The sequence below is a fragment of the Bacillus sp. 3255 genome, from assembly GCF_031456485.1.
Taxonomy (GTDB): domain Bacteria; phylum Bacillota; class Bacilli; order Paenibacillales; family NBRC-103111; genus Paenibacillus_E.
In genome coordinates, this window is sequence record NZ_JAVDUS010000007.1 from 313,478 (window position 1) to 325,815 (window position 12,338).

Consider the following 12,338-nt stretch of genomic DNA (forward strand, 5'->3'; position numbering starts at 1 on the left):
TTGGCGATTCAGTTTTTTAGTCTTTTCTTTGGGGGTATTCTTGGCAGTTAGTTTGTTCTACACCAAAATGAACAAGCGGAGAAATTGGCTTTTTCACCTGCTCATCATCGATTTCTTAGTATCAGCTTCTTATGGCTATGTCTATGTGAGCGGAGATCTCCCCAATCACTTGTTTGTCGGCATTACGGCACTGGCCATTCTGATGTTTCTGAAGAAGATCCGCATCCTCATCGCAGCGTGTATTTTGTTGCTTATCGTCTATCTTGTTACAATGGGCAGTATTGATTGGTACTTGTATCAGCATCTGGATAAAAACAGCTATTTTATTACGTGTTCCTTTATTGTTTTCGCCGGGATCGTGAGCTCTTTGATTAATTTCTATCAAGGTGCGCGCAAGGAAACGGTGCAGTTGTATGAACAATTGAAGCAATCCCATGAGCGGCTGCAGATATACGCCCTCAAGGCGGAAGAGTTGGCGGCGGCGAGAGAAAGAGTAAGAATTGCACGCGATATTCACGATACGGTGGGGCATAAATTAACGGCATTGCTGGTTCAAATGCAAGTGGCTCGCAAGCTCAACCAAGCGGACCCTTCGCGCAGCGAGCAAGCCTACCTGATGTGCGAGGAGCTAGTCAGGTCCTCTTTGCAAGAATTACGTCTTTCCGTAAGGGCGATCCGTGATGAACCTGTACAGTCCACTTCGTTCGAGGAGCGTCTTCGGGCGCTTGCCGAAGAGTTCACCCAATTCGCCAACGTACATACCGTGCTTGAAGTGGAGGGAGAGCCTGTCACTCTCCCTGCCGATCTGCAGCTAACTGCTTATCGAATTGTACAAGAATCTCTTACGAACGCCAAAAAACATGGACAGGCCAAACATGCCTACATCATGTTAACTTACTCCGAAGCGGCATTTACCTTATGCATTCGGAACGACGGGGAGCTGCCTCACGAGCTCAAACCGGGATTCGGGTTAATGAATCTGCAGGAGAGGGTGCGGGAGTGGCACGGCGATGTGCATTTTCGGACGGATCAGAGAACGGGATTCACGGTTGAAGTGCAATTCCCTTATTCTGTAACAGAAATGGAGCGAGTATGGATTGAAGAAGATATTAATCGTTGACGATCAACGTCTGATGAGAGAAGGACTTGCGACCATCATCGGGTTGGAACCGGATATGGAAGTGGTGGGAACGGCCGTGGACGGGAGAGACGCCTATGCCAAGACAGCCGAGTGGCTGCCGGATGTGGTGCTGATGGACATTCGAATGCCCGGCATGGACGGGGTCGAAGGGGCGGAGTTAATTCTCAAGTATTTTCCGGAGACCAAAGTATTGATTCTGACCACCTTCGACGATGCCGAGCTCATTATGAAGGCGCTGGAGAAAGGCGTTCATGGCTACTTATTAAAGGATATGCCATCAGAGGCGATCGTAAGCGCCATCCAAACGGTATATAATGGCGGGACCGTTTTTCAACACGAGATTACGGCAGTGCTGCTGCAAGAGATCAAGAAAATAACGGAAGTGAATCCGGGCAAGGTCCATTCGGCTCAGCGCACCGAGCCTGACGAGCTTAGGCATTTAACGGACCGGGAGAGAGAGGTATTGGCTCTGCTCGGTCAAGGACTCAATAATAAAGAAATGGCGGACTTGCTTTTTGTTACGGAAGGCACAGTGAAGAATCACGTTTCGAACCTGATTGCGAAGCTTGGGCTGCGCGATAGAACGCAAGCGGCGTTATTCTCCGTTCGTCATCTGAGCTGATGAAGAGGGCATGACTTTTGGCATAGAGCATGAATGATATCATGCTTTAGCGATCAAAGGTCGTGCCCTTTTTGCTGTGAATTCATGACTTTCCACAGGTTTGCTTGCGATTCATTCTTGTTACAATCCAAGTAGCGAAAAACAAAAGGAGGATAGACGTGAAAAAATCGACGGTGCGTTTCGTCCTTGTGGCTGTTCTTCTTACGTTAGTGGTTGGAACTTTCTATGAAGTCAATTGTTTTCTGAACTATTAAGGGATACCCGGGTGTATACGACTCCCTTATGTACCGTGGAGGTGAAAGGATCATGAAGCTAACAAACCGCAATTTTATGGTGTTATCCGTCACGCTGCTTGGCTTACTTGGCTATTCCTTATTCAGTGCCAGTCACAAAAAGGATATCGTCAAAGCGCAAGCTGCGGTGATGACGAATGAAGTTTCGAACACGCCTTATGAAACGGCGACTTTCGCAGGCGGCTGCTTCTGGTTGATGGAAGAGGTGTTCGAGAAGCTTGACGGTGTGTTAAGTGTTGAAAATGGCTATACGGGAGGTCATACGGAGAATCCCACGTATGAAGAAGTAGGCTCCGGCAGGACAGGACATCTCGAAGCGGTGGAAGTTCGTTATAATCCGGATCAAATTTCGTATGACAACCTGCTGCAAGTTTTCTGGCGAAACGTTGATCCTACGGATGCTAACGGTCAGTTCGCCAACCGCGGCAGCGAATATCAATCCGTCTTGTTCTATATGAACAATGAACAGCAAGCGTTGGCGGAGGCATCCAGAGATGCGTTAGCGGCTTCAGCAAGGTTCGGTAAACCGATTGTAACGAAAATTGAGCCTGCCACGACGTTTTACAAGGCGGAAGAAGAGCATCAAAACTTTTATAAGAAGAACCCGATCGCTTTCAAAATTAATCTGCTCGGTTCCGGCCGCGAGGCAAGCTTAGATCCAATCTGGGGGAGTGACAGGATCGTGAACATGCAGCAAGATGGGGACAAGGAAGCTAAGCTCCAAACACTGACCAAGCTCCAATATGAAGTCACTCAACATGGAAGGGACGAAGAGCCGTTTCACAACGAGTACTGGGACAACCACGAAGAGGGCATTTATGTGGATATCGTGTCCGGCGAGCCGCTGTTCAGTTCCAAGGACAAATTCGATGCAGGTGTGGGTTGGCCGAATTTCACCAAACCGCTGGAGCCCAACAATCTGGTTGTGACGCATAGCGGCGGCTTCTTGTCTGTCGCTCCTGAGGTTAGAAGCAAGAAGGCTGATTCCTTCTTGGGTCACAAGTTCAATAACGGACCCCAACCGGCGGGCGTTCGATACTGTATAAATTCTGCATCGTTACAGTTTATCCCCAAGCAAGCGCTCGAAGACCAAGGCTACGGTGCATATGCCAAGCTGTTTGACTAATCACCCGATTCATTCGGTTTCCATATATACGCGGGCAAGAACATCATCCTACTAATATCATTCTGGAGGGCTAACTATGAGAGAACCATTCGTATTCCATTCGTTTAACAAACAACATGACGCTTTTATTGACCTGGTAAGCAAATGTCCCGCCGAGTTACGCCAAGTTGTGTCTGCAGGCTTTGAAACAAATCTTCTATGGCATGTCGGGCATGTGCTTGTCGTGACGGAGTTCCACGTGTTCGCTCTTGCGGACCTGCCGCAAGTTATCCCGGCTACTTATCAAAATATGTTCGCTTACCGGACCAAAGCTTCGGATTGGACCGAAGAGCCGCCAACCTGGGATATACTTATCGCGCAATTAAAAGAACAGCGTTATTTGATCAATGAGACGTTGAGAGGGAAATTGGAAGTGCCTGTGAAAGAGAACTTTCTGAAAGCGGACAACCGGGGAGAGCTCCTGCTTGCAACCTCCGAGCATTTGGCCACGCATATTGGTGTCGCGTCCGCTATGATCCAGCTTCTGCAAGAAGTCAACCGATCTGCCAGTAGGAATTGAACGCACAACTTAAGTTCCGCCATGAAGAGGCTGCCGCGAGCAGCCTCTTTTTATTTTCGAGCCGCAGACAAGTCAGAAAGGAGAACATGCGGATGCCATCGAAATAGGTAATCAAAGCGATGAGGCAAGAAGCACGCAATTCAAGTTGAAAGCGGTGGGATGCATGATACATAAGGGAATGCGGCATGCTGCAGGTGTGGACGACGATGAATAAAATCATGATGCAGACGTCTTTGTTTTACGCGCTGATCTATATGAGTACCGGTGCTTTCTTCTCCTACATCAGTGTGTATTATACGGAGATCGGGCTTGGGAATTTCGAGGTTGGGATCCTGACCTCAGTCGGCGCCGTTATCGGCTTGATTGCACAACCGCTATGGGGAATTATAAGTGACCGTTCAAGGTACAAAAACAACGTGCTTGTATGCTGCATTCTGCTGGCCGCGCTATCGGTCTGGCTCGTACAGTGGTCCGGCATCTCGTTCGGGCTGCTGCTGCTCGCCATGGTCGTGTTCAGCTTCTTCCAAGTGGCGATTAACCCGCTAAGCGATGCCATTACGCTGGAGCTTTCCTCGAAAGGAATCGTCAAGTTTTCCGGAGTGCGTACATTCGGCTCCGTTGGGTATGCGGTCATGTCCGTATTGGCGGGTTGGATGTTCGCCCGGAATATTCACAGCATCTTTCTCGTAACTTCCGTCGTGATGTTCGTTTCGTTCGTCATATCGCTGCTATTGCCCAAGGTCGAAGGCCATCAGAACGGCAAGAAGAAGGTCAAGGTGACAGAACTGTTCAAACATCGGCCCCTTATGGTGCTATATACGTATGCTTTCATCCTGTCTTCGACGTTAGGGTTCTTCTTCTCATTTCATGCGATCTATAGTCAGGAGCAAGGCGTCAGTATGGAGATCATTGGTCTGGGAATTGCGATCGGTTCGATCAGTCAGTTTCCGTTCATGATTTGGTTCGATTGGATTTTCCGGCGCTTCGGTATGGTCAACATCCTGCTGTTTTCGGGCTTGATTCATGTGATCCGCTGGCTGCTATATGCAACGGCACTGACGCCGCAGACGGTTGTGATCATGTGGGCGCTCCACGGCGGGACGTATATTCTGTTTTACTTGTGCCTCTCGCATTATGTGAACGAGCATGTGATGAAAGAACTGAAGGCAACGGGCCTGATGTTCAATTCGATTATCTTGTTAGGTGCGGGCAAAATTGTCGGCGCCGTGCTGGGCGGATGGTATTCGTCCAGATTTGGCTTCGCCTCGGCGTTCATATTATGCACGGTGCTTAGTTTGGCGGCGACTGCAGCCTTCTGGTGGGTGAGCTTGCGAACCCCGCTGCTGCGGACGTTCGCCAAGGAACGGCACGCACCGTCCGAGAGCGTCTGAGCAGGGCAACACAAGATCATAAGCGGCAGTCCGGGACTAGGTTTTCGTCCTGTGCTGTCGTTTTCTTTTTTTTTGCCGTACGTACAGTGGTTTTCGAAAGTTGCGATTAAAAGAGGTTGACGTGACACCGAATGGTGTCATATAATCAATATGACACTGAATGGTGTCCAATTATAAATCGTCATTTGGCACGTTAAAATAGGAGGAGATCATGAATGAGTAAGATGATCGGTACGGAAACAATCGCGAGAGTAGAAGCAAGACCCGGAGGAAGAAGCATCGGTTATTGGATCGTCACTTCACTGCTGGCAGCATCTATGACGATAAGCGGTATCGGGCAGCTGATGCAGTTAGAGGGGAACCTGGAGCTAGTGGCCAAACTTGAATACCCCGTGTATGTCTTGACGATCCTTGGGATTTGGAAAGTGCTGGGCTCCATCGCTCTCGTCGTGCCGGGTTTCCCGCGGCTCAAAGAATGGGCTTATGCCGGAATCTTCTTCGTCATGACCGGTGCGGCTTTCTCTCATGTGTTTGCTGCCGACTACGGGTTTCCACTTATCCTTCCGCTTTGCTATGCGGCCCTGAATATGGTCTCGTGGGCTTTACGTCCGGAGAACCGCAAGCTTTAAAATGTGTCGGACCAACCGGACTTCCGTTGACGAATACAACATAGTTGTGTAAGATAAAACTACGCTTAATTTCCGGAATCTAACAATTTCGGGAAGCGGGGGAACCAATTTTTTGGGGCGAATCTTTATGTAGGGAACCATCTTTCCCGAGCCCGGCAGCTAACCTCGTCAGCAGTGGATGGGTCAATGATTTACTATGCAAATAATTGCATGTTGACCCGCATGACGGGTCTTTTTATTTGATTAGACCTGTCGTTGAAGGACTAGACCGTACGTTTACGGTTTGCGCCCTCATGCGGGTCTATTTTATTTGTCTACATACGCCCATCCATAGCCATCATGCCGCAAAGGAGGTAATGGGGAATCCGTAATCCCGACAGATCGTTAGTCAGAATCTGAATTTCGAGGAGGATCATCTATGGCACAGCCGAAATATATTACCGATATTGAGAAAATCACGGAAATTCCTGAACAGGAACGAAGGAAGCTAAAAGCAATAACGGAAAAGTTCGTATTTCGTGTGAATGATTATTACTTGAATTTGATTAATTGGTCGGACCCGAATGATCCGATTAAGAAGCTGATCATTCCGAATGAGGGAGAGCTTCAGGAGTACGGACGCTGGGATGCATCCGATGAAGATACCAACTATGTGGTTCCCGGCTGTCAGCATAAATATAGGACGACGGCATTATTGCTGGTTTCTGAGGTGTGTGGAGCTTACTGCCGATATTGCTTCCGCAAAAGACTGTTTCGGCATGATGTGAATGAAGCGATGGCGAATGTCGATCCGGGTATTGCCTATATTGAAGGCCGCCCCGAGATTAACAATGTATTGTTGACCGGTGGAGACAGCTTAATACTCGCGACATCCAAACTAAAGAACATCGTAGAGCGATTGCGTGAAATCGATCATGTGAAGATAGTGCGGCTAGGCTCCAAAATTCCTGTTTTTAACCCAATGCGAATATACGAAGATGATGCCTTGCTTGAACTTATTAAATCCTATTCTACTGTTGATAAACGAATCTATGTAATGGCTCATATCAATCATCCCAGAGAAATTACGAATGAAGCCAAGAAAGCCTTCGATGCCTTACATAATGCCGGTGCAATCGTAGTGAATCAGACGCCGATCCTTAAAGGAATTAATGATGATCCATCCGTGCTCGCGGAGTTACTTGATAAGTTATCGTGGGCTGGCGTTACGCCTTATTACTTCTTTGTTAATCGTCCGGTTGCCGGTAACCGGGAGTTCGTATTGCCTTTAGAGAAGGTTTATCGGTTGGTCGAAGCAGCCAAATCATTAACATCGGGTCTTGGCAAAAGAGTGAGGTTGTCTATGAGCCATACCTCGGGCAAGATTGAGATTCTTGCGATCGAAGGCGGCAAGGCCTACTTGAAATACCATCAATCGCGCGATGAGCAGTATGGGAAGTTCATGATACTCGAATGTCCCCCCGATGCCGCCTGGTTCGATGATTTGCCAGGCAGTGAGAACCTGTGGAAGAAGCCGAGGAAGCTGGCGGAAGACATTATTTCCGTTAATGATCTTCCGGATTTGCCTTGCCGATAAATGTTGAGAGGAGTCCTTCCCTGGAGGGACTCCTCTATTTTGTATGAGAGCTAGCCTCCACCTTCGACACTTCAATTCGGCTTGAGCGGAAATAGGATACGCTATTTCCAACAATCAGGTGGATTTGAGGAATCAGAAGGAAATACAAGCCTTTATTTCACCAATTCTCCTCTCTTCGGGTAGGAAATCTGCGAAATAGCGGATCGTATTTCCCTATCCGTCCCCGACAGGCGGTTTGGGGGCAAAATAACGCACTGTATTTCCGCTTTCGCTGCTTAACCGCGATTAATCGCATCTATCGTCAGACCTCACTTCAGCGGACGGATCCCAACCGCTTCGGCAAGCTTGCTTGCAGATACCCGGTCCGGTCGAATTTCTAGCGTACAAGTCCCTTACAGAGGGGAGGAGGGCGCAGTAATAATAAGGAAGGACCAACCTACGCATAATAGCGGAAAAGGGTTATTTAGGGGGCCTTCATGTTTCACTATTGGCTGGTTCTGCTGGGAATCGCAGTTGCAATCGCGTATGTGGCGGATAAAATAAAACAACCGTATCCAACTTTACTTGTCGTTGCAGGACTTCTGTTAGGCCTATTCCCCATCGAGGCTCTTCACGAAATCAAAACGTTCGTGGTTTCCGATCATGTCTTTCAGACGGCCGTGATTCTGATTTTCTTATCGGCTCTGATCGGAGATGCTGCGCTCAAACTGCCTTTTGGTGAAATCGTAGACCATAAGCGTTCGATACTGCTGCTTGCTTTGTTAGGAACCTTTCTGACCTTTGTTCTGATAACAGCGCTGTCATCTTGGTTATTAGGTCTTGATTTGCAAAAAGCGCTCGTCTTTGGTGCGTTGATGGCGGCGACAGACCCTGTTTCCGTTTTAACGATTTTCAAATCAATGGGCTTAAACCAGAAGTTATCGATCATTGTGGAGGGAGAGAGCTTGGCGAATGACGGTGTAGCGGTTGTTCTTTTTAAAATAGCCCTAGGGACAACCGTACTGACCATGTCAGGCGTACTGCACGGCTCATTGGAGTTTGTTAAGATTATTCTAGGGGGTGTAACAATCGGCGTTGCAACAGGTTATATCGCCTCGAAAATCACCTCCAGTATTGATAATTACCTTGTGGAGATCGGCCTCTCCATCATCCTCTTCTATGGCGCCTTCGAGTTGGCGGAAATGTTTCATTTCTCCGGGGTTATAGCGGTTGTATTTGCAGGGCTTTTGCTTGGCACCTATGGCAGGAACACGGGAATGTCGGACTTAACGCATGACAAGATGGATTCTTTCTGGGAAACAATTGCGTTTATCGCCAATGCATTGATTTTCCTGATGGTGGGGCTTGAGATTTCAAATATTCATTTCGCCGAGAAATGGGTTGAAATTAGCGGCAGTATTCTGATTGTCCTTGCAGCGAGGTTCATAGCTGTATATGTAAGTCTTATTTTTGACCAAGAAGTCCCGCGGATCTGGAAACCGGTCATTGCCTGGGGAGGGTTAAAAGGCTCATTGTCCATTGCGTTGATATTGGGCATTTCCCCCAACTTTGAAGGGCGCGATTTGCTGTTAGCTATGACGTTCAGCAATGTCGTGTTCTCGCTGCTGGTTCAAGGGACAACGATCGGCCGACTTGTTAAGAAACTCAACGTGACCTAATACGAATGTACATAGACCACTTTAAGATCGGATGATCTTAGAGTGGTTCTTCTATACGCATTATTTGTATTTCCAAGGTAAATATTACAAGTAAGTCCGGATGAAAGGAAGATTTGAGAAGATGGTGCTTTATATTTCGATAGGTATTATTCTGATATTCGTACTTTGGGGGGCTTTTGCTCCTGTACAGCTTGCTGCAACAGCAACTTCAATGTTTGACCTGTCCATAAAAAATTTCGGTTGGTTTTTTTTAATTTCAACGTTTGCTTTTTTAGTTTTCGCTTTTTATTTGGCCTTTAGCAAATATGGCCGGATCCGGCTGGGGAAGGACGATGACGAGCCAGAATATTCAACCGTCTCTTGGTTTGCTATGTTATTCAGTGCAGGAATGGGGATAGGTCTTGTATTTTGGGGAGTTGCGGAGCCGTTATCGCATTATTTATCTCCACCTGAAGGAGCAACCGGAGCTACTACGGAAGCAGCCCGATTGGCCATGCGTTATTCGTTCTTTCATTGGGGGGTTCATCCTTGGGCGATCTATACCCTCATCTCGCTAGCTATTGCCTATTTTCAGTTCAGGAAAGATAAACAGGGTCTCATCAGCTCTGCATTTTCACCTTTACTTGGGAAATTAGCAGAGGGAGGTGTCGGAGCTTTAATCGATACACTTGCGATTATTGCTACAGCATTCGGCGTAGCTACGTCACTTGGGCTTGGAGCCCTTCAAATAAACGGCGGGTTGAATCATATGTTGGGAATATCAATAAATCCCATGGTTCAAGTGATTATAATAGCCGTGGTAACTGTCTTATTTTTAATTTCTGCCACGACGGGGCTGGATAAAGGAATCCGACTGATAAGCAACATCAATCTGCTCATTGCCGTATTACTCATGGCATTCGTCTTTGTTGTCGGCCCCACTTCCTTTATCTTGGATCTGTTTACTTCGACACTAGGAGGGTATCTGCAAAATCTTGTGTATATGAGTTTGAGAATGACACCTTTTACACAAGGCTCCTGGGTAGGCGTTTGGACCTTATTCTATTGGGCATGGTGGATTGCTTGGGGGCCTTTCGTTGGAACCTTTATTGCCCGAGTATCCAAAGGCAGAACGATTAAGGAGTTCGTTCTAGGCGTTCTTTTGGTACCAAGCCTCTTTAGCTTCATCTGGTTTTCCGTTTTTGGGGGGACGGGGCTGCATATCGAGTTGTTTGATCATTATCCAATCGCTGCCGCGGCTGAGAAGGATGTCACATCCGCCTTGTTCTTAACGCTGGAGCAATTGCCCTTAGGTCATATCATAGCCTTTATGGCTACTTTATTGATTATCACTTTCTTTGTTACATCAGCGGACTCGGCTACTTTCGTTCTCGGTATGCTATCTACGAAAGGGAATCCCAATCCTTCGAACAAAGTTAAAATTGTCTGGGGACTCCTACAATCGTCTATCGCTATTGTGCTGTTGATTAGCGGTGGCTTAAGCGGACTGCAAACCGCATCGATTGTTGCAGCAGTTCCCTTCGCCATCATTATTATCGGGATGTGCATATCCTTAATGATCGCGCTCAGGCAAGATGAAAAAACATTAAGAAGCAGAGACCAAAGGCGTATGAAGAAATTAGATGAGCTTCTAAGCAAGCAAAATGAAATTTAACGCCTGTGGTTAAAAAAAACGCCCAGTCGAGTTAAATTCACGCATGCGCTGACTGAGCGCAAATGGAAAGTTCATAAGGAACTCCCGCTTATAGGAAGTAACGAATGTAAATATAAATACTGGCTAAACCAACAGACAAGATCATGAGCGGGAAGCCGTATTTCATAAATGTAACGAACTTAATCGGGTGGCCTTCCTTGCCCGACAAGCCTGCTACGATCAGGTTGGCGCTCGCCCCGATCAGGGTACCGTTGCCGCCCAGACATGCGCCAAGTGCGAGACTCCACCATAGTGGTTCAAGGTTATCTACGCCCATATTGCCCATCTCCTGGATCATTGGAATCATCGTAGCTACGAAGGGAATGTTGTCCAGAAAGGCCGATGCAATCGCGCTGAGCCATAGGATGAGCATGGAGGTCGCGACGGGGTCCCCTCCGGTCAGTTCAATGGCGTGAGCGGCTAATCGGGTGATGACGCCGGTTTCCACAAGGCCGGAGACCAGGACGAACAACCCGACGAAGAAGAAAATCGTGGTCCACTCTACTTTGGTAAACGCATTTTCCATGGCATGTTCACCGGTTAGCAGAAGCAGGATGAACGCGCCTGTCAAGGCAACAGTGGCGGACTCCAAATGTAACATTTGATGCAGGAAGAAGCCGACAATTGTAAGCGCTAAGACGGAAACACTTTTCAATAGCAAGGGCTTATTCGTGATGACTTCTTTTTCGTCTAATTCCAGAATACCCCTTCGCAGCTCCGGCGTAGTCTGAATTTGCTTGCGAAACAGGAGCACGAATAGGGGAAGCATACAGGCCATAATAACCACAACGATAGGTGTAAGGTTATAGATGAAGGCCATGAAGGTTAACTCTTTCACCGCGCTCCCGATCATGATGTTCGGCGGATCCCCGATTAATGTCGCGGTCCCCCCAATGTTGGATGCTAAGATTTGTGTGATTAAGTAAGGTACCGGATTTACACGCAGTTGCCGGGTAATGCTGAATGTAACGGGCACCATCAAAAGCACGGTCGTCACGTTGTCTAGAAAGGCGGATCCAACCGCAGTAATGAGCACGAGTGCCACCATAATGCGCACGGGATCGCCTTTCGCCTTTTTGGCCGAGAGAAGAGCGATATATTTGAAAAGTCCGGTTTCAGCGGTAATGCTTACGATGATCATCATCCCGATCAGAAGTCCTAAGGTATTAAAATCAATATGATGCAAAGCCTCTTCCTGATTGACAATGCCGAGGACGACCATAAGGACGCCGCCGAGCATAGCGATGATCGTACGATGGATTTTCTCGGCAATGATCATGCCGTAAGTGACTAGAAAGATACCAATAGCTAGAATTGCTTGCTGTTCCATAATTCCTCCTATATGTTGGTTTTGGGTTGGCTTACAACGGGCGATCTCCTTTCTCTGCACAAAAAAAGAGCCCAATCAAGGGCTCGGCATGGCCAAAAAAGACCAAAAGGAGCCCTTGGTGACAGGCTCCTCCAACTTACAGTATTTATGCAATTGATTCATGATATGAACGGCGCGATTCAAACATTCGCCGCGTTATTAATTTACAATGATGCCGCGATCGTGTCAAGTCATTCATCCATTTTTGAAGCCTTGGGAAACTTCCAGGGCTTTTTATTTTGGGTTTGAACCTTGGACCTAAGTCCTATACGGAGAGTTTA

10 protein-coding genes and 1 riboswitch are annotated in these 12,338 nt (G+C 47.5%); of the genes, 9 read left to right on the forward strand and 1 reads right to left on the reverse strand.

All coding sequences use genetic code 11. The features are described 5' to 3' along the window. The first annotated feature begins 40 nt into the window (after window positions 1–40). The 9 genes from J2X61_RS13460 (at window position 41) to J2X61_RS13500 (ending at window position 10,649) form a co-directional block, all read left to right on the forward strand. Window positions 41–1,120 carry a sensor histidine kinase gene (locus J2X61_RS13460; RefSeq protein ID WP_310188289.1) on the forward strand — a complete coding sequence of 360 codons (1,080 nt, stop codon included), beginning with the start codon at window positions 41–43 and terminating at the stop codon, window positions 1,118–1,120. Continuing rightward, window positions 1,098–1,763, forward strand: a complete 666-nt coding sequence (locus J2X61_RS13465; RefSeq protein ID WP_310188290.1) for a response regulator — start codon at window positions 1,098–1,100, stop codon at window positions 1,761–1,763. The genes J2X61_RS13460 and J2X61_RS13465 overlap by 23 nt, the downstream gene beginning before the upstream one ends. Window positions 1,764–2,186: 423 nt before the next feature. Continuing rightward, window positions 2,187–3,182 carry a peptide-methionine (S)-S-oxide reductase MsrA gene (msrA, locus tag J2X61_RS13470; protein ID WP_274470900.1) on the forward strand — a complete coding sequence of 332 codons (996 nt, stop codon included), beginning with the start codon at window positions 2,187–2,189 and terminating at the stop codon, window positions 3,180–3,182. Between the two features lie 76 nt (window positions 3,183–3,258). Next, window positions 3,259–3,741 (forward strand): DinB family protein, encoded by a 483-nt coding sequence (locus J2X61_RS13475; protein WP_310188291.1) that lies wholly within the window; start codon window positions 3,259–3,261, stop codon window positions 3,739–3,741. A gap of 185 nt (window positions 3,742–3,926) precedes the next feature. After that, the gene (locus J2X61_RS13480) at window positions 3,927–5,132 is read left to right on the forward strand and encodes an MFS transporter (protein WP_310188293.1); all 1,206 of its coding nucleotides are present in this window, start codon (window positions 3,927–3,929) and stop codon (window positions 5,130–5,132) included. Between the two features lie 215 nt (window positions 5,133–5,347). After that, window positions 5,348–5,761, forward strand: coding sequence for a DoxX family protein (locus J2X61_RS13485; protein ID WP_274470184.1), 414 nt, complete (start codon window positions 5,348–5,350; stop codon window positions 5,759–5,761). 52 nt (window positions 5,762–5,813) lie between these two features. Further along, window positions 5,814–5,951, forward strand: a riboswitch (cyclic di-AMP (ydaO/yuaA leader). Window positions 5,952–6,179: 228 nt separating this feature from the next. After that, on the forward strand, window positions 6,180–7,337 hold the full coding sequence (locus J2X61_RS13490) for a KamA family radical SAM protein (protein ID WP_310188295.1): 1,158 nt from the start codon (window positions 6,180–6,182) through the stop codon (window positions 7,335–7,337). A gap of 476 nt (window positions 7,338–7,813) precedes the next feature. Then, window positions 7,814–8,995, forward strand: a complete 1,182-nt coding sequence (locus tag J2X61_RS13495) for a cation:proton antiporter (RefSeq protein WP_310188296.1) — start codon at window positions 7,814–7,816, stop codon at window positions 8,993–8,995. A gap of 121 nt (window positions 8,996–9,116) precedes the next feature. Beyond that, window positions 9,117–10,649: a glycine betaine uptake BCCT transporter gene (locus tag J2X61_RS13500; protein ID WP_310188351.1), complete on the forward strand. Its 1,533-nt coding sequence runs from the start codon at window positions 9,117–9,119 to the stop codon at window positions 10,647–10,649. A gap of 88 nt (window positions 10,650–10,737) precedes the next feature. Here the strand turns inward: J2X61_RS13500 and J2X61_RS13505 are convergent, their stop codons facing one another. Further along, window positions 10,738–12,018 carry an ArsB/NhaD family transporter gene (locus J2X61_RS13505; RefSeq protein ID WP_379240117.1) on the reverse strand — a complete coding sequence of 427 codons (1,281 nt, stop codon included), beginning with the start codon at window positions 12,016–12,018 and terminating at the stop codon, window positions 10,738–10,740. Between the last annotated feature and the right edge of the window lie 320 nt (window positions 12,019–12,338).